Source organism: Flavobacterium sp. (assembly GCF_041911335.1).
In the GTDB taxonomy this organism is placed as follows: Bacteria; Bacteroidota; Bacteroidia; order Flavobacteriales; family Flavobacteriaceae; genus Flavobacterium.
Genome location: NZ_JAYRPD010000022.1, coordinates 1 through 19,183, shown reverse-complemented (window position 1 = coordinate 19,183; position 19,183 = coordinate 1). Strand labels below are relative to the sequence as shown.

The window sequence follows — 19,183 nt, the reverse complement described above, 5'->3', positions numbered from 1 at the left end:
CTGTTTAGAAACCAATTCACAAGAATAATGCTTCTTTAAAACTAATTCTACGCATTCTAACTTAAATGCATAATCATACTTGACTTTTCTTTCCATAAAAATACCCCCAAATAGTGTCTAACTTTTTGGGGGCAGTCTATTGCGTACCTTTTTTTATATTAAATAAAATTACTATTCAACAGGATTTCCTTTTGCTGTAGTATAATTTACTTTTAATTGCTCTATTTTACGCAATTCTAATTTGATTGCACTTACTAATCCCATCTTCACATTTCTGTCAATTTTAAGGGAAGCGGTAAGATATTTCTCGTCATCAGAGTTACGTTGTGCTCTTTCCGTGATAATGAAGTTTTTGATATCTGCAGGCGAAGCCATTTTATCAGCTAATTGAATACGATCTGAACCTCCAAGAGTAGCTCTATAACGCTCACTTGGTTTTCCAGCGTAAATATACATTACATACTCTTTCTTGTGCAATTTTGCAGTTTGATTCGCTTTAGGTAATGTATTTTCAATTTTTAAATCAGTATCTTTCATGGTTGTAGCCGTCATGAAGAAGAACAAAAGCATAAATACAATATCAGGTAAAGACGCTGTTGAAATTGCAGGAGTTCCCTCCGTATTTTTCTTTTTAAATTTAGACATACTTTCTTAATATTATATTATTATTTTTTTGGCTCAGCTTCAGAAAGTCTCATAGGAAACAATTCTTGAATCTTTTTTACTTTTGGTTCTAAATCTTCAACCAAACCTTCGGTTGCTTTAGAAGCTGGATCATTGTAAATGTATTCCATTTCTGTAAAAGTCATACCGTAACGCTTCTTACATTCTCTATCTCTTAAAAAATTATATGCTGCTACTAGTTCATTTTGAACCGCAATATAAGTTTCATAAGTAGTTTGCCCATCATTGTTTAATGAAATAACCGCATCATCAGGACCGTCTGACGAATTTGGATCTCTTTTTCCATTACAATAAGTACAAGCTCCTTTTCCATTATTTTCAAGAAAATCAATAGCAGTTTGTCTTAAGTCTTTAAGGTCAACCAATTTCTCTTCAACAAGCAACTGATTGTCTTTATTAACTAAAACTGTTAGAATATTTCTTTCATTAATTGGCGGAACAGGTGGGTTCTCTTCATAACGAGGTAAGAGTCTATTAATCCCTTGATCTACTCCAATAGTGGTAGTAACTAAAAAGAAAATTAAAAGTAAGAATGCAATATCTGCCATAGAACCTGCATTCACTTCTGGCGGTGCACCTCTTTTTTTACCCATGATTTATTATCTTTTAAATTTTGAAAAACCAGTCCAACCCAATACTCCAACTGAAATAACAGCAAGAATATAAAAGGTATTTAAACTAGTACTTATTAATTTAGAAGCTGAAGAAGTAATAACTCCTCCATCTTTCAATTTCACTTCTGTACTATCTGCTAGTATGAAAGCAACTAAAATGATAGCTGCAAAAATTCCTAATGAAATAAGTGCTCTTTTCAATTGTTCTTTATGTGTAATTAAGTTTTTGAAAACGAAATAAACTACAGAAAAGAAAGCAACTGCCATTGCTATATAGGAAATATAGATAAAGTAATCTACAATATAAGAATTATTGTCCATAGAAACCTCCATACCTAAAGTAGATACGAATAATATAGAAGCAATAATACCTAGTATGATTACTAAAATTTTTGAAATTTTGTATACGTTCATAACAATAATTTGTTAATGTATTATTTGTTTAATTTCTCTTTGAAATAATCTGATAACATATCAACTAAGCTGATAGAAGCATCTTCCATATCGTTAACGATAGAGTCGATTTTAGCCGTGATATAGTTATAGAATACTTGAAGAATCATCGCAACAATAAGTCCAAATACCGTTGTTAATAACGCTACTTTAATACCTCCAGCTACTAATGATGGCTCCATAGATCCTGCTGACTCAATTTGGTCAAACGCAACAATCATACCAATTACCGTTCCTAAGAATCCTAACATCGGTGCAAGTGCAATAAATAAAGAAACCCAAGATACGTTTTTCTCTAATTGGCCCATTTGAACACCACCGTAAGCAACGATAGATTTTTCAGCAGACTCTAAACCATGAGAAGAACGCTCTAAACCTTGATAGAAAATAGATGCAACTGGACCAGCTGTATTTTTAGCAACTTCTTTAGCAGCTTCAATACCACCTGAGTTTAATGCATTTTCTACTTCAGAAACGAATTTTTTTGTATTGATAGTAGAAAGATTTAAGTAAATAATTCTTTCAATAGCAATAGCCAAACCAAGAATTAAACACAATAATACTGGAGACATCCAAATTGGATCTCCTTCAATGAAACGTTTTTTCATTGATTGAGTAAAAGTAACTTCTTCAGCAGCCGCAGCATCGTCAGTTGTTGCTGTAGCCTCATCAGTTGTTGCTTCAGTAGCAGTTGTATCAGCTACTTGTTCTGTAGCAGGAGCTGCTGCTTGAGTTGAATCTTGAGCTTGAACATTTCCAAAAGTCATAAGCCCCGTGATTGCTAAAATAGAAAATAATCTTTTCATCGCTTTTGTTCTTAAATTTAATTAGTTAATTGGGTTTAAAGATATAAAATATTTATAAAATTTTTTAAAATTAATATCATTCTGCAGAGAGGAAGGGATTCGAACCCTCGATACCCTTGTGGAGTATACACACTTTCCAGGCGTGCGCCTTCGACCACTCGGCCACCTCTCTATTGAAACAACATTCGATTTTAAGGGTGCTAAATAACGCAAAAAATATCACGTATAAAAATTTTAAATGTTATTTTTACAACATTTCACCGCGTATTCCGGTTTCAAATATGGTCTTAAAAACATTATTTGATACTTTTTGACCTAACAAGTACATTAATTTAGTAATTGCCGCCTCTGTTGTAATGTCTTTTCCGGAAATAACACCTATGTTTTTTAATTGGGTACTCGTTTCATAATTCCCCATCGAAACACTACCTCCACTACATTGTGTAACGTTGATAATGTGAATATTATTGTGAATTGCTTGCTCTAAAGTCTGCACAAACCAATCTTCAGTTGGAGCATTTCCAGAACCATACGTTTCTAAAACAATTCCTTTTAAATTAGGAATCGCAAAAAAAGCTGTCAAAACCTTCTGATTGATACCTGGGAAAATCTTTAAAATTGCCACGTTATCATCAAAATCTGTATGTACTTTTAGCTTTTTAGTTGCTTTTTGCTTCAGAATAACATCATAATTTACTTTCAAGTGCACACCAGATTCCGCTAGTTCCGGAAAATTAGGTGAAGTAAAAGCATTAAAATGTTCAGCACTGATTTTTGTAGTGCGATTCCCTCGGTATAATTTGTACTCGAAATACAAACACACTTCTTGAATTACCGGTTTTTTATTCTCTTGAAGCGAAGCCACTTGAATTGCTGTAATCAAATTCTCTTTAGCATCGGTTCTTAAATCACCAATAGGCAATTGGGAACCAGTAAAAATTACAGGTTTTGCTAAGTCTTCTAACATAAAACTTAATGCAGAAGCGCTATACGACATCGTATCTGAACCATGTAAAACTACAAATCCATCAAATTTCGAATAATTTTCTTCGATAATTTTGGCCATTTTTTGCCAATTGGAAATATTCATATTCGACGAATCGATTGGCACATCAAACGAAATAGTTTCTATTTGACAATCTAATAAATGTAATTCTGGAATTCGGCTTAACAACTCATTAAAATCAAAAGCTTTCAAAGCTCCTGTTTCAAAATCTTTTACCATTCCGATGGTTCCACCGGTGTAAATTAAAAGTATTTTTGGTTTATGAGATGTCATCTGTATATTTCAATTTATTCACAACCGGATTAGCATACATCGCCAAGAAACCTTCTCTCATAGTTTCATTATCGGCATCAATTCGCATTTCTAATCTTCTTTCAAACAATTGACGCTCTTTTTCGTTGTACAAATGTGCAAATCGAGTTGTTTTGTATAAAATATCGTAAGCAATAAAGTTCGTTGGCCATAATTTGTACGATTGCAAAATAGAATCATCAATTACTTGTGCCAAAGCTTGAATTTGCTTATTATTATTATCGTTTTCAGCAATAATTTTTTCATATTCGTTTTCTAAATCATCGCCTACATGAATGTGAATACGTTTCTTTTGCCCGATGATTCCACTTAACAAGGTAATAAAATCCTCGTTTTTCTCCTTAATATATACTTCGTCTTTAGAAAGTGCAATTAATTGAGGCATTTTCAAAGCATCTGTTGGATCGTATTCATAAGAAATAGAAACAGGAACAATTTTTAATTTCTTGAAAAAGTCCATAATTCTGGCTTCATCATTTGCCATTCCTACCATTTTCAGAACACCTTGATGTGTGGCATCGTTACCGTCTTTGGTTCTTCCTTCTCGTTGGGCAATCCAAACCGAACGATTTTCTTTCGACAACAAATGGTACATATATTCCGCCATCAACTTAGAGCTTTGCAATAATTCTCTTGGTGATAATCCTCTTTGAACTAAGAAATTTCGATTCAATTTTGATAATTTCAACAAGAAATCTTTCTTAACCAAATTATCTCCAATAGCCGAAGCCGTCATTACCAATCCATGATCAATCAACGATACATTCAACAAAGAAGTATCTAAAATAATATCGCGATGGTTGGAAATAAATAAGTACGAAGTATTTGGTTCTAATTTCTCAAAACCAGAAGTAGTAAGTCCTTCCGAACTTCTCTCTAAAACTCTTTGAATTGATTGATAAACAAAATTAACTTGAAAATCGCGAATAGAATGCGTTCTACTCAACTGCTCTTTCCAAATTTCATCTTCTAATTCTGGAAACGTAAAATCCATCATAGCCTTCATCATAGGATGATGCAACAAAGACTTCAAAGCTTCGTTTACTTCAGAATCATAATAAGGGCGAATAGAATCGAATTTTGTCATATTTATTTTAAAAACAATTCACAAAAGAACAAAAATTTTATGAATTGAAACTTTATTTTAGGTTAAATTCCGAAAATTTGTTTTGAATTTTCAGTCGTGATTCTGGCAATTTCTTCAACTGTTAACTGATAAATTTCGGCTAACTTTTGCGCTACCAATAAAGTATAACTGCTTTCATTTCGTTTTCCACGATATGGAACAGGCGCTAAATAGGGCGAATCGGTTTCTAAAACGATGTCTTTCAAATCGATTTCATTTAAAAATTGATCGATTTTTCCGTTTTTAAAAGTAGCTACTCCTCCAATTCCGAGTTTCATTCCTAACGAAATCGCTCTTTGGGCTTGACCCAAATCACCCGTAAAACAATGAAAAATTCCGAATAAATCATTCGATTTTTCACTTTCTAAAACCTCAAAAACTTCATCAAATGCATCACGACAATGAATATTGATTCCCAATTTGTACTTTTTTGCCAATTGAATTTGGTATTTGAAAGCATGTTGTTGTTCTTTCAAAAAAGTTTTGTCCCAAAATAAGTCAATACCAATTTCTCCAATTGCATAAAATTTTCTAGAAGCCAACTCTCTTTCTACATGCGCCAATTCTTCTAAGTAATCCTTCTTCACATATGTTGGATGCAAACCCATCATTAAAAACACGTTTTCGGGATATTGCTTTTCTAATTCGTACATTTTAGTTGTATAATTAGAATCTATTGAAGGAACAAAAAAACGAGAAACGCCTGCATTTATAGCACGTTGCATCATTTCGTTGCGGTCTTGATCAAATTCTTCTGAATATAAATGCGTGTGTGTATCGGTTAAACCAAGATTAAAGTTCAAAGTAAAAAGTTTAAAGTTATTTTTTTGATTGTGCAAATTTACAAATATTCTGAAATCTAAAATCGTTAATCATAAATCATAAATTTTATTTTACTTTTGAAGTATGGAAGATTTACAAGACTTTTTAAAAGGGAAAAAATATAAAAAGATAAAATTTACGGTGCTGAAAACCCAACATTTATTAATCAAAGGAAAGATAAATAGCGTAAAAGGTAACTTTATTTTAGATACCGGAGCGAGCAACAGTTGTGTTGGATTTGAAAGTATTGAACACTTCAAATTAGATGCCCAATTTTCAGAAACTAAAGCTGCTGGTGCTGGCGCTACTGGAATTGAAACACAATTAGCAAAGAATAATGAAATTCAATTAGGCAGATGGAAAAACCACAAATTCCACTTAATTGTATTTGATATGAGCCACGTAAATGATGCGCTTCGTCATTACAAAACCAAACCAGTTGATGGTATTATTGGTGCCGATATTTTACTAAAAGGAAAAGCAATTATTGATTATAGCAATCATTGTTTGTATTTGATGTGATTTAACCGCAAAGACGCATAAGATTTACACAAAGTTCGCAAAGAAAAAATCCCAAACTCTATTTGAATTTGGGATTATATACTTGGAATTTATTGTATTATAATTCTAATGCTTTTTTCACATTTCCACCCATTAAAATTTCAGCTGGGTTTTCTAATGCTTCTTTCACTGCTACTAAGAATCCAACTGACTCACGTCCGTCGATGATTCTGTGATCGTATGATAAGGCAACGTACATTACTGGAGCAATTACGATTTGACCGTTTTTAACGATAGCTCTTTCTACCACATTGTGCATTCCTAAAATACCTGATTGTGGTGGATTGATGATTGGCGTAGATAACATACTTCCGAAAACGCCACCATTAGAAATTGTGAATGTTCCACCTGTCATTTCATCTACAGTGATTTGTCCGTCACGAGCTCTTAAAGCTAATCTTTTGATTTCTGCTTCAACACCTCTAAATGATAATGTCTCTGCATTTCTCATAACAGGAACCATTAACCCTTTTGGACCAGAAACCGCTACTGAAATATCACAGAAATCATAAGAGATTTTCTCTTGACCATCAATCATAGAGTTTACATCTGGATACAATTGTAAAGCACGAGTTACTGCTTTAGTAAAGAACGACATGAAGCCTAATCCTAAACCATGTTTCGCTTTGAACTCTTCTTTATATTGATCACGAATTGCATAAATTGCTGACATATCTACTTCGTTGAAAGTAGTTAACATTGCTGTTTCGTTTTTAGCCGAAACTAAACGCTCTGCTACTTTTCTACGTAACATAGAAAGTTTTGTTCTTTCTGTTCCACGGTTTCCTCCTGTTGGAGTTCCCATTGATGGTACTGCGTTTACAGCGTCATCTTTAGTGATTCTTCCACCTTTACCTGTTCCAACAATTGCAGAAGGTTCGATGTTTTTTTCTTCTAATATTTTTCTAGCTGCTGGAGATGGCGCTTGCGTTGCATACGTTTTTTCTGCTACTGGAGCTGCTTTTGGAGCCTCAGCTTTTGGAGCTTCAACTGCTTTTGCTTCTTCTTTTGCTGGAGCTGCACCACCTTCTGGTTTTGCTGCACCTGTATCGATTAAACAAACTACTGCACCTACCGCTACTGCATCACCTTCTTCTGCTTTTAATGTAATAATTCCGCTTGCTTCAGCTGGCAATTCTAATGTTGCTTTATCTGAATCAACCTCAGCAATTGCTTGGTCTTTTTCTACATAATCACCATCTTTTACTAACCATGTAGCAATTTCTACTTCTTTAATTGATTCCCCTGGAGAAGGGACTTTCATTTCTAAAATCATGTTTTTTAGTTTAAAAGTTTAAAATAAGTTTAAAAGTTTAAAAGTTGTGTTAGCCTTAAACCTAAACTATTAGCTGTTTTTATTTTTATTGAAATAATTTTTTATCAAATACCATAGCGATAGCATTAGCATGACGTTTTTTAGAACGCTCATAACTTCCCGCTGCTGGTGCACTGTACGCTTTTGGTGATGCCAATCTTAATTTTACTAAATCAAAATTCATCAACATATAACCATAAGCCCCCATGTTTTTAGGTTCTTCTTGTGCCCAAACGTAATCATCTACATTTGGATAACTGTCGATAATCGCTTTGATTTGGTCAACTGCTAATGGGAACAATTGTTCTAAACGAACTACAGCCACATCATTTCTACCTAATTCAGCACGTTTTGCAATGATATCATAATAGAATTTACCTGTACAGAAAACCAACGTTTTGATTGCTTTTTTATCTGTTACATTTGGATCATCTAATACTTCTTGGAATTGTCCGTTTGCTAAATCATCCATTGAAGATACTACATCTGGATGACGTAATAAACTCTTTGGAGAGAATACTACTAATGGCTTACGGAATTCTGTTTTTAATTGTCTTCTCATTAAGTGGAAGAAGTTGGCTGGCGTAGTTACATCGGCAATGTACATGTTGTGTTTTGCACATAATTGTAAGTAACGCTCCATACGTGCTGATGAGTGTTCTGCTCCTTGGTTTTCATAACCATGAGGCAACAACATTACCAATCCGTTTTGGTTGTTCCACTTATCTTCACCTGCAGAAATGTATTGATCAATCATAATTTGAGCTCCGTTAGAGAAATCTCCAAATTGTGCTTCCCAAATAGTTAAGGTTTTTGGCGATGCTAAGGCATATCCATATTCAAAACCTAAAACCCCATATTCTGAAAGATGTGAGTTGTAGATATAAAAGTTTCCTTTTTTATCTTTTATTTTGTCTAAAAGAATTACTTCTTCTTCTGAATCTTCTACTTTAACTACAGCATGACGGTGTGAAAATGTTCCTCGTTCCACATCTTGACCAGAAATACGTACGTCAAAACCTTCTTTTAGTAACGAACCATAAGCTAATAATTCGCCCATAGCCCAATCTAATTTATTGGTTTCCACCATGTTTTTTCTATCCCCAATTAACTTTGTAATTTTACTGATGAATTTCTTGTCAGATGGAAGTTGGGTAATCGTATCCGCAATTTCAGCTAATTGATTTTTATCAAATTTCGTATCGAATTTTTGTAGCATTACATCATCCGAAACTTGTTTGTAACCTTCCCATTCATTCTCCATGAACGGAGTAATTACAGTTAAGTCTTTCTTACGAGATGCTTCTAAATTCTCATCTAATTTTGCTTTATAAGCTTCTTCCAATTCTTTTACAAAACCAGCAGAAATAATGTTTTCCTGAATTAATTTTTCAGCATATAAATCTCTTGGATTTTTGTGTTTCGAAATCGCTTTGTATAAAATTGGTTGTGTAAAACGAGGCTCATCACCTTCATTGTGACCGTATTTTCTGTATCCTAATAAATCGATGAAAACGTCTCCACCAAATTCCATACGGTAATCTAAAGCAAACAACATTGCATGCACCACCGCTTCTGCATCATCTGCATTTACGTGTAAAACCGGTGACAAAGTTACTTTAGCGATATCCGTACAATAGGTTGACGAACGTGCATCTAAATAATTAGTTGTAAATCCAACTTGGTTATTGATTACTAAGTGAATTGTTCCACCTGTTTTGTAACCATCTAACTTCGCCATTTGAATGATTTCATACACAATACCTTGACCTGCAACCGCGGCATCACCGTGAACAGCGATTGGTAATACTTTTGAAAAATCGTCAGCGAAATATCTATCTTGTTTTGCTCTTGTGATACCTTCAATAACAGCACCTACTGTTTCTAAGTGCGAAGGATTTGGAGCTAAATTTAAGTTGATTTTTTTACCTGAATCCGTTAATCTATCCGAAGTTAAGCCTAAGTGATATTTTACGTCACCATCAAAGTTAGCGTCTTCGTCATAGTCTTTTCCGTCGAATTCAGAGAAGATATTTTGTGTGTTTTTTCCAAAGATGTTAGCCAAAACATTCAAACGACCTCTGTGTGCCATTCCCATTACAAATTGCTCCACACCTTTATCTGCCGCAGCTTCAACTAAAGCATCTAAAGCAGGAATTGCCGCCTCACAACCTTCTAATGAGAAGCGTTTTTGACCTACGTATTTAGTATGTAAGAAGTTCTCGAAAGAAACTGCTTCATTTAATTTCTTAAGGATATGTTTCTTTTGGTCAGCCGAAAAATTAGGTTGATTATCGTTGATGTCTAAACGATCTTTAATCCAATCTTGTACCTTAGGATCACGAATGTACATGAATTCCACTCCGATTGACTGACAGTAAACATTTTCTAGATGTTTGATAATATCAGCCAAAGTACTTGGTTTCATGTTCACGATTTTCGCTGCATCAAAAACCGTATTCAAATCAGCTTGCGATAATCCGAAATTTTCAAGAGCCAATGAAGGTCCGTGAACTCTTCTGTCTCTAACAGGATTTGTTTTAGTGAATAAATGACCGCGAGTTCTATATCCTTCGATTAATTTCAGAACATTGAACTCTTTTTGCATTTTTTCAGAAATTTCACTTGAATCACCCGAAGCTACATACGCAATTTGCTGACCCACTTCTTCTGAACCATAATTGGCTTGTGCAAAATCAAATCCTTGAAAAAAACTTCTCCAGCTTGGCTCTACGCTATCTGGATTTTGTAAATATTGTTCGTATAAATCGGCAAAAAAAGCCGTATGTGCAGCGTTTAAAAAGGAAAACCTATCCATAGTGTGTTGTCTAAAAGACGTTTAAATTAAAAATTTACGCAAAAGTAAAACATTTTATGATAATCTTTCAAGGATTTTTATACTTTTATAACATTAATTTTTTTAAAATGGTTTTATGAAAAAGAATTTCGTAATGAATTTAACATTTTTGTTAACTTTTGTTTTTTTATTTGGAATTAAATCTGAAATTTTTGCACAAGAAAGCACTCAAATGAAAACAAAAAGTGATTTTTGGAATCATGTGCAATTTGGTGGCGGATTAGGATTAGGAGTTGGTAATGGCTATGCTGATATTATGGTGGCACCAAGTGCTATTTACAACTTTAATCAATATGTATCAGCTGGTTTAGGCGTACAATACAACTATGTAAAACAACGCGATTTATATAAAGCGAATATGTATGGAGGAAGTATGATTGCTCTTTTTAATCCCATCGAAGAAATTCAAATTTCAACTGAATTAGAACAATTAAGAGTCAACAGAACTTTTAATGATTCATTTGGAAGCGATTCTCAAGACTTTTGGAACACCGCCTTGTTCGTTGGAGCAGGATATCGAAATGAAAATGTAACTATTGGAATTCGATACAATGTGTTGCACAAAGACAGAGACAATATTTATGCAGAAGCGTTTATGCCGTTTGTAAGAATTTATTTTTAATACTTATTTCGAAACCAAACCTTTTGCCACTCTCTTTTTAAAACCAAAAAAGCAACTTGTTCCGATAATTCCACTAAGTCGGAACCATCTAATTTTTTGATTTGCTCTTCTGGAACATCTATGATGTAGAGTAAATTCAAATATTCAGCAAATTTGTGTTGAATGAGTTTGTAGATTTTCTCTTGTACCAAATTCTTAAATTCGAATGGAAAAATACTTGCCGGTACATCTAAAGGCTCATTCGCCAAAGCAAAATCCTTATTCACTTGCTCAATCAACTTGAAGTACAAATGTTCTTCTTCAGCTTGTGAAATTAGTGATTCAATATTTGCGGGCGGATTATACATTTCTTCCCATTAAATTTTCACCAAAAGCTTTTAAGATGGCTTTCTTTTCATTTTCAATATCCATTTTTTCTAAAGTTTCAAATGCTTTGAAAGTGAAATCTTGGATGGCTTTTTTAGTAGCTTCGCTTGCTCCAGAAGTATTAAAAATGGCTTTTACCGATTCGATTTTATCATTATTATCCGTTGGTTGAATAGAAAACAAATGAAACAATTGTTGTTGGTCTTCTTCCTTGGCAAACTCCATTGCTTTTAGATACAAATAGGTTTTTTTATTTTCAATAATATCACCTCCTACTTGTTTTCCAAAAGTTTCTGGATTCCCGAAAGCATCTAAATAATCGTCTTGTAATTGGAAAGCAATTCCTAAATTCAATCCAAAATCATAAATCAAATCCGCATTTTCTTCCGAAGTTTCAGCAACAATAGCTCCCATTTTCATAGCAGCACCAACTAAAACAGCGGTTTTGTATTCAATCATTTTTAAGTATTCTGGAATCGTTACGTCATCACGAGTTTCAAAATCTACATCGTACTGTTGTCCTTCACAGACCTCTAACGCAGTTTTACTGAATAGTTTGGCCAATGCTTGAAAAATTTTTGGCTCATAATTTTCAAAATATTGATATGCTAAAATCAGCATTGCATCACCCGATAAAATTCCGGTATTCAAATCCCATTTTTCATGAACCGTTTGATTACCTCTTCTTAAAGGCGCATCATCCATAATATCATCGTGAATTAATGAAAAGTTATGAAATACCTCAACTGCAGTAGCCGCAGGAATCGCTTTTTCACAATCCACATTAAAAACTTCGGTTGCCATTAAGGTTAACACTGGGCGCATTCTTTTTCCGCCAAGTGATAAAATATACTGAATTGGTTCGTATAAATTTTTAGGTTTTTTGTTTGCTACAATTTGAGAAAATTGATTAGCCATTTTCTCTTGATAATAGGAAATAGAATGCATTTTTTGAATTTTTTGCTAAAATACTTCAATAATCTGAAATGAGGAGAATATATCAAGTGTTAAATTTATGTAAAAACATTGGAAACTATTTTTATGTTAAAAGTTTTCTTTATACATTTGCGCTCATATTTAACAAAAAATGAAAGACAAAATAATCAATAAAGCTAAAGAAATGTTTTTGAAACTCGGTTTTAAGAGCATCACTATGGACGATATTGCTTGTGAAATGTGTATTTCTAAAAAAACAATCTACAAATATTTTAGCAACAAAGACATTCTAATTGAAGAAAGTATTGATTTACTTCATAAAGAAGTGAAAGAAACAATGGACGCCATAATTTCTAAAAATTACAACGCCATTGAAGAAAACTTTGAAATTAAACGAATGTTCCGAGAAATGTTCAAAAGTGCTGAATCTTCACCTATTTATCAATTAAAAAAACATTATCCTGATATCTACAATAAGGTATTAAACATTCAAGTAAGCATTTGTGAAGACTGTTTTAGAAAGAACATTTTAAAAGGAATCAAAGAAGGATTGTACCGAGAAAATTTGGACGTTGAAAATTATGTAAAATTTTATTATACTTTAATATTTACAATAAACGAAAACACGATGCTAGAAAAAGAATCTCATGAATTAGAATTGAAAGCTTTGGAATATCACATTAGAGCGATGGCTACTTTAGCCGGAATAATCGAATTAGAAAAACATCTACAAAACCCTATATTATAAAAATGAAAAAAAATATATTAACAACATTTCTTCTTGTATCTGTATTAACGGCAAAAGTTAATGCACAAGAAATTAAAGAACTTAGTCTTAAAGATGCCATTTCTTTTGCTCTTGAAAACAAGTCAGAGGCTAAAAAAGCAAAATTAGAAGTAGAAAATAGCGAATATAAAATTCAAGAAGCTCGTTCTAGAGCGTTACCTCAAATAACAGCGAATGGAAGTTTAAATTACAATCCTATTCTTCAATTGAACGCTTTACCTGGTGATTTTTTTGGAGCTCCTGGAACTACCATTTTAGCTCCGTTAGGTCAAAAATGGAACTCTATTGCTGGAGTTTCCGTTAGTCAAGCCTTGTTTGATCAATCAGTTTTTACAGGATTAAAGGCAGCAAAAACCACGCGTGAATTCTATCAAATTAATGCTGACTTAACTGAAGAACAAGTTATTGAGCGTGTTGCAAATGCATATTACCAAGTATACGTGCAACAACAAAAATTAGAAGTTGTTGAAAATAATTTAAAAAATGCCAATAAGGTAAAAGATATCATCAAAGGTCAGTTTGATAACGGTTTAGCAAGAAAAATTGATTTGGATCGAATTAGCGTTCGTGTTAACAACATTAATTCAATAAAACAGCAACTTATAAACGCTATTAGTTTACAAGAAAATGCTTTAAAATTCTATATGGGAATGCCAGTTGAAAATAAAGTAGTAATTCCAAAGACCGCCTTTGAAGTTACACCACAAGACTTATCATCAACAGCTGATGTTACAGGAAGAACAGAATATTTGTTACTTAAAAAACAAGAACAATTATTAACCTACCAAAAAAAGGCAGCTCAAGCAGCTTATTATCCAACACTTTCATTAACTGGAAGTTACAATTATATTGGTCAAGGTCCAGAAATGCCATTATTTGCAAAACCAGCTGATGGTGTTTATTGGTCAGACTTTTCTTCTATTGGATTAAGTTTAAGAGTTCCATTATTTACAGGATTTGGAACAAGAGCAAAAGTAAGACAAGCAAACAACGCATTAAGTTCTTTAAAAGTGGATCTTGATGATACAAAATTAGCATTGGATTTAGCATTTGATAATGCAAAAAAACAACTTGAAAATAGTTTGATCACTATTAACAATCAAAAGGAAAACGCGCAACTTGCTAAAGAAGTTTTTGATAATACCAACAACAATTACACACAAGGATTAGCTGCATTAACCGATTTATTAGATGCAGAAAATGCTCTAGTTGAAGCACAAAACAATTACACAACTGCTATTTTAGAATACAAACTAGCGGAAATTCAATTCATAAAATCTAAAGGAGAACTAAAAAACTTATTAAACTAATAAACAAATGAAAAAAATAATTTATATCGTTTTAGGTGTAGGATTAGTAGGGGCTACTGTTGTAACTCTTATGAACAACAAAAAACAAAATGAAGCAGATACAGCTATTGTTGCTCAAGAAAATAGTAGCGTTGCTGTACGTGTAGCTACAGTAGGAACAAATCCTGTTGAAGATAACTTTGTTGCTAATGGAAACTTCTCACCTGACCAAGAATTAGAAATGGCCGCAGAACGTTCTGGAAAAGTAATCTCAATTTTAGTTAAAGAAGGTGATAAAGTAGCAAAAGGTCAAACAATAGCTATAATTAGAGGTGATGTGGTAAGTGTTGAAGCAGAAACAGCTAATGCTAATTATCAAAATGCTCTTAACGATTATAACCGATTCGAAAGTGCTTACAAAACTGGAGGTGTTACAAAACAACAATTAGACCAAGCTAGAATCAACATGATTAACGCTAAGTCTAGATTAACTCAAGCTAATATTAATGTTGGTGACACAAGAGTTAAAGCTCCTTTCGGAGGAATTATCAATAAAAAATTCATTGAAGTTGGAGCTATATTGAGCGCTATGCCACCAACAAAAATGTTTGAAATTGTAAATACAAGTTCGTTAAAACTGAAAGTAAATGTTAGTGAACGTCAAGTGGCACAATTAAAAATTGGTTCGGTTGTAAAAGTAAAAGCAAGTGTTTTTCCTGATAAAGAATATACTGGAAAAGTAACTTTTATTGCTCCAAAAGCTGACACATCTTTAAACTTCCCTATTGAAGTGGCAATAACAAACAATCCTAATAACGAAATAAAAGCAGGAATGTATGGTTCTGTAGTTTTTGGTGCGCCAGAAGGAAAACAACCTGAATTGATGACAATTCCAAGAAGTGCCTTTGTAGGAAGTGTTAGTAGCAACCAAGTTTATGTTGTGGAAAAAGACATCGCAGTAATGAAAAAAGTTGTGGCAGGAAGAGTGTTTGGAGATAAAGTTGAAATATTAAGCGGCTTAAACAATGGAGATGTAGTAGTAACTAGTGGTCAAATTAACTTAAGTGATAGCACTAAAGTTTCTATCGTAAAATAATAAAAAGGACGCTTACTTAAAACCGATTATATGAAAATTGTAGATATATCAATTAAAAGACCTTCTATGGTTATCGTACTTTTTACGATACTATTATTAGGTGGACTATATAGTTATAAACAGTTGAGTTATGAGTTAATTCCAAAATTTGAGATTAACGTTGTAACCGTTTCAACTGTTTATCCTGGAGCTTCTCCAAGTGAAGTGGAAAACACCGTAACCAAGAAAATTGAGGATGCGGTTTCTACCATGGAGAACATCAAAAAATTAGAATCAAAGTCATACGAAAGTTTATCGGTAGTAATGATTACGCTAACTGCGGATGCCGATGCCGATTATTCTTTGAACGATGCCCAACGTAAAATCAATGCGGTATTAAAAGACTTACCAGATGATGTTGATCCGCCTTCATTAAGTAAATTCTCATTGAGTGATTTACCTATTATGACCATCGGTGCAACGGCTAGTATGGATGAAGTTGCCTTCTACGACTTATTAGACAAGAAAATCCAACCGATTGTTTCTCGTGTTCCAGGTGTGGCGCAAGTTAACTTAGTTGGTGGTGAAGAAAGAGAAATTAAAGTAAGCTTAGATGCTACTAAATTACAAGGATTTGGATTATCTGTTCCTCAAGTGCAACAAGCCGTTTTATCTTCAAACTTAGATTTCCCTACGGGTAATATTAAAACTAGAGAAAACAGTACAACCATTCGTTTATCTGGAAAATATAAATCAGTTGAAGAGTTACGCAATTTAGTTGTTGCTTCAAACAACGGCGTTCAAGTACGTTTAGGCGATGTAGCTGATGTACAAGATGCGCAAAAAGACGTTTCTAAAATCTCAAGAATTAATGAAAAAGGCTCAATCCTTTTGCAAGTTATTAAACAATCAGATGCAAATGCCGTTGAAGTTAGTAAAAAAGTAAAAGAAGCTGTTGCTAAAATTGAACAAGATTACGCAAAATCGAATTTGAAATTAAAAATCGCAAACGATAGTAGTGAATTTACTTTAACTGCTGCCGATAATGTAATGCACGATTTATTTCTAGCCGTGTTTTTAGTAGCTTTCGTAATGTTATTCTTCTTACACAGTTTACGAAATGCGGCTATCGTAATGGTATCGATTCCTGCTTCGTTGATTGCTACTTTTATAGGAATTTCATTAATGGGATACACATTAAACTTGATGAGTTTACTTGGACTTTCGTTAGTAGTAGGAATCTTAGTAGACGACGCAATTGTAGTATTAGAGAACATTCACCGTCACATGGAAATGGGTAAAAACAAGGTTCGCGCAGCTTATGATGGTGCAGCCGAAATTGGATTTACTGTTACCGCCATTACTTTAGTTATCGTGGTCGTATTCTTACCAATTGCCATGAGTACTGGATTAGTTTCTAACATCATTACGCAATTTTGTGTTACAGTAATTATTGCTACATTATTGTCGTTATTGGCTTCCTTTACTATTGTGCCTTGGTTATTCTCACGTTACGGAAAATTAGAACATTTAAATAAAGAATCATTTTTTGGAAAAATTATTTTAGGTTTTGAAAACTACCTAGATAAATTCACTCACAAAGTAACAGACATTTTAACTTGGTCTTTAAATTACAAAAAAACAACTTTAGCCATTGTATTGGTAATGTTTTTTGGTTCATTCGGATTAGTTACAGGTGGTTATATTGGAGGCGAATTCTTTGCTAAAACAGATAAAGGCGAATTCTTAGTTCAAATTGAAATGCCAAAAGACGTTTCAATTGAGCAAACGAATTTCATGACACAAAAAGCAGAAGCTTATCTAAAAAAAGATAAAAATATCGTAGACATGATCACCACAGTAGGTCAAACTAGTGATGGTATGGGAGCTACTCAGTCTACAGCATATAAAGCTGAAATTTTGATTTCTTTGGTTGAAAAATCAAAACGTGATGACAACTCGTTTATATATGCAGCTAAAATCAAACGTCAATTAGAAAAAGAATTAGTAGGAGCTAAAGTAAAAACAGTTCCTATGGGATTATTAGGTGCCGATAAAGCTCCAATTGCTTTAACTGTTACAGGTCCAAATTTTGATGATGTAATGCTATTTGCTCAAAAAGCAGCTGCTGAATTGAAAAAAGTGCCAGGAGCTTCAGAAGTAAAACTAACTTCAGAAGCTGGAAATCCTGAAATCAGAGTTCAAGTGGACCGTGATAAAATGGCGGCATTAGGATTAAACCTTCAAACAGTTGGTTTAACAATGCAAACCGCTTTCAACGGAAATACTGATGGAAAATTTAGAGCAGGAGAATATGAATATGATATTAACATCAGATTCAATGAATATGATCGTTCTAACATTAATGATGTAAACAATCTGATTTTCGTAAACAACATGGGACAACAAATTAAATTATCTCAATTTGCAGAGGTTATTGAAAGTTCAGGTCCAAGCATGTTAGAAAGAAGAGACAAAAGTACCTCGGTTACGATTGAAGCGCAATCTGTAGGAAGACCATCTGGTACTATTGCAACTGAATGGGAATCTGTATTTTCAAAAATGGAACGTCCAACAGGAGTTAATTATGTTTGGGGTGGAGATATGGAAAATCAAACTGAAGGTTTTGGTACTTTAGGAATTGCGTTACTTGCTGCTATTATTTTAGTTTACTTAGTAATGGTTGCCTTATATGATGACTTTGTAACACCTTTTGTAGTATTGTTTTCTATTCCGTTATCATTTATTGGAGCGTTATTTGCTTTGGCATTAACTAATAATTCACTTAATATTTTCACCATTTTAGGTATTATTATGTTAATTGGTTTAGTTACGAAAAACGCTATTTTATTAGTTGACTTTGCTAATCACAGAAAAGATGCTGGAGAATCAACATTCAACGCATTAGTTCAGGCAAACCATGCTCGTTTACGCCCCATCTTAATGACAACAATTTCCATGGTAATAGGGATGATTCCTATTGCGCTTGCAAAAGGTGCTGCAGCAGAGATGAATAATGGTTTAGCTTGGGTAATTATTGGTGGTCTGATTTCCTCTTTATTCTTAACTTTAATTGTGGTTCCAGTTGTTTATGCTATTGTTGATAGTATTAGAGTGAAACTAGGAAGAGATGTTAAAGTAGATTATGACACTTTAATGAAAGCTGATTATGTTCACAAAGAATTAAGCGAAGACGGATTTACACCAAAGCATTAAATTTAATTTATTGAATAAAAATGCCTCAGATAATTGAGGCATTTTTATATTTCAAAATATACTATGTCAATTAGAATAACAATTTAAAATAAACTCAAAACCATCAATCAATGAAATTAATTTTTTCTATTTTAACGTGCTTCTTTTTTCTTTTTGCAAAAGGTCAAGAAAATAAAGAACTTAAAGAAAATGTTAAATCAGCAATTAACAACAGGTTCCCAACAACCCGAATGTTTGATCTAAAATTTGAAAATTATTTACCAACCGACTTCGATTCAGAATTATTTGACAATCCGTTTGAAAAAGGCGAAATCAAAAATCATTCTCGTTTTAGCG

At 33.2% G+C, this 19,183-nt stretch carries 17 protein-coding genes, 1 tRNA gene and 1 pseudogene; 7 read left to right on the top strand and 12 right to left on the bottom strand.

Going from position 1 to position 19,183, the window contains the following annotated elements:
- Positions 1-171: 171 nt before the first annotated feature.
- The 8 genes from ACE3PD_RS02810 to ACE3PD_RS02775 form a co-directional block, all read right to left on the bottom strand.
- Positions 172-645, bottom strand: a complete 474-nt coding sequence (locus tag ACE3PD_RS02810) for a biopolymer transporter ExbD (RefSeq protein WP_194093455.1) — start codon at positions 643-645, stop codon at positions 172-174.
- A 20-nt stretch (positions 646-665) separates the two neighbouring features.
- Positions 666-1,277 carry a biopolymer transporter ExbD gene (locus tag ACE3PD_RS02805; protein ID WP_194093456.1) on the bottom strand — a complete coding sequence of 204 codons (612 nt, stop codon included), beginning with the start codon at positions 1,275-1,277 and terminating at the stop codon, positions 666-668.
- Positions 1,278-1,283: 6 nt separating this feature from the next.
- A complete protein-coding gene (locus ACE3PD_RS02800) occupies positions 1,284-1,712 on the bottom strand; it encodes a hypothetical protein (protein WP_374399330.1) in 429 nt (142 codons plus the stop codon).
- Positions 1,713-1,732: 20 nt separating this feature from the next.
- On the bottom strand, positions 1,733-2,557 hold the full coding sequence (locus ACE3PD_RS02795; protein ID WP_026724483.1) for a MotA/TolQ/ExbB proton channel family protein: 825 nt from the start codon (positions 2,555-2,557) through the stop codon (positions 1,733-1,735).
- Positions 2,558-2,641: 84 nt separating this feature from the next.
- A tRNA-Ser gene (locus ACE3PD_RS02790) sits at positions 2,642-2,729 on the bottom strand.
- A gap of 75 nt (positions 2,730-2,804) precedes the next feature.
- Entirely contained in the window at positions 2,805-3,836 is a 1,032-nt protein-coding gene (locus ACE3PD_RS02785; protein ID WP_374399328.1) for an asparaginase, read from the bottom strand.
- Positions 3,823-4,962, bottom strand: coding sequence for a 1-acyl-sn-glycerol-3-phosphate acyltransferase (locus tag ACE3PD_RS02780; RefSeq protein WP_374399326.1), 1,140 nt, complete (start codon positions 4,960-4,962; stop codon positions 3,823-3,825). Before ACE3PD_RS02780 ends, ACE3PD_RS02785 begins: the two co-directional genes overlap by 14 nt.
- Before the next feature lie 62 nt (positions 4,963-5,024).
- On the bottom strand, positions 5,025-5,804 hold the full coding sequence (locus ACE3PD_RS02775) for a TatD family hydrolase (protein ID WP_374399324.1): 780 nt from the start codon (positions 5,802-5,804) through the stop codon (positions 5,025-5,027).
- A gap of 103 nt (positions 5,805-5,907) precedes the next feature.
- Here ACE3PD_RS02775 and ACE3PD_RS02770 point away from each other — a divergent pair, with 103 nt between their 5' ends.
- Positions 5,908-6,345: a retropepsin-like aspartic protease gene (locus tag ACE3PD_RS02770; RefSeq protein ID WP_374399322.1), complete on the top strand. Its 438-nt coding sequence runs from the start codon at positions 5,908-5,910 to the stop codon at positions 6,343-6,345.
- Between the two features lie 97 nt (positions 6,346-6,442).
- On the opposite strand, the gene odhB is transcribed toward ACE3PD_RS02770, so the two are convergent.
- Both odhB and ACE3PD_RS02760 read right to left on the bottom strand, forming a co-directional pair.
- Complete coding sequence (gene odhB, locus ACE3PD_RS02765; protein WP_374399320.1) at positions 6,443-7,660, bottom strand: 2-oxoglutarate dehydrogenase complex dihydrolipoyllysine-residue succinyltransferase; 1,218 nt, start codon at positions 7,658-7,660, stop codon at positions 6,443-6,445.
- Positions 7,661-7,745: 85 nt separating this feature from the next.
- Positions 7,746-10,517: a 2-oxoglutarate dehydrogenase E1 component gene (locus ACE3PD_RS02760; RefSeq protein ID WP_374399318.1), complete on the bottom strand. Its 2,772-nt coding sequence runs from the start codon at positions 10,515-10,517 to the stop codon at positions 7,746-7,748.
- 115 nt (positions 10,518-10,632) lie between these two features.
- On the opposite strand from ACE3PD_RS02760, the gene ACE3PD_RS02755 reads away from it, so the two are divergent.
- Positions 10,633-11,178, top strand: a complete 546-nt coding sequence (locus ACE3PD_RS02755) for a hypothetical protein (RefSeq protein ID WP_374399316.1) — start codon at positions 10,633-10,635, stop codon at positions 11,176-11,178.
- On the opposite strand, the gene ACE3PD_RS02750 is transcribed toward ACE3PD_RS02755, so the two are convergent.
- Entirely contained in the window at positions 11,175-11,525 is a 351-nt protein-coding gene (locus tag ACE3PD_RS02750) for a hypothetical protein (protein ID WP_374399314.1), read from the bottom strand. The two genes, ACE3PD_RS02755 and ACE3PD_RS02750, sit on opposite strands and share 4 nt — an antisense overlap.
- Positions 11,518-12,492, bottom strand: coding sequence for a polyprenyl synthetase family protein (locus tag ACE3PD_RS02745; RefSeq protein ID WP_374399312.1), 975 nt, complete (start codon positions 12,490-12,492; stop codon positions 11,518-11,520). The genes ACE3PD_RS02750 and ACE3PD_RS02745 overlap by 8 nt, the downstream gene beginning before the upstream one ends.
- A 139-nt stretch (positions 12,493-12,631) precedes the next feature.
- On the opposite strand from ACE3PD_RS02745, the gene ACE3PD_RS02740 reads away from it, so the two are divergent.
- The 5 genes and pseudogenes from ACE3PD_RS02740 to ACE3PD_RS02720 form a co-directional block, all read left to right on the top strand.
- On the top strand, positions 12,632-13,228 hold the full coding sequence (locus ACE3PD_RS02740; protein ID WP_374399310.1) for a TetR/AcrR family transcriptional regulator: 597 nt from the start codon (positions 12,632-12,634) through the stop codon (positions 13,226-13,228).
- A gap of 2 nt (positions 13,229-13,230) precedes the next feature.
- Complete coding sequence (locus tag ACE3PD_RS02735; protein ID WP_374399308.1) at positions 13,231-14,577, top strand: TolC family protein; 1,347 nt, start codon at positions 13,231-13,233, stop codon at positions 14,575-14,577.
- Positions 14,578-14,584: 7 nt separating this feature from the next.
- Entirely contained in the window at positions 14,585-15,652 is a 1,068-nt protein-coding gene (locus ACE3PD_RS02730; RefSeq protein ID WP_374399306.1) for an efflux RND transporter periplasmic adaptor subunit, read from the top strand.
- A gap of 30 nt (positions 15,653-15,682) precedes the next feature.
- Positions 15,683-18,847 (top strand): efflux RND transporter permease subunit, encoded by a 3,165-nt coding sequence (locus ACE3PD_RS02725; RefSeq protein ID WP_374399304.1) that lies wholly within the window; start codon positions 15,683-15,685, stop codon positions 18,845-18,847.
- Positions 18,848-18,957: 110 nt separating this feature from the next.
- Positions 18,958-19,183: pseudogene (locus tag ACE3PD_RS02720) on the top strand (hypothetical protein); the annotation flags it as partial.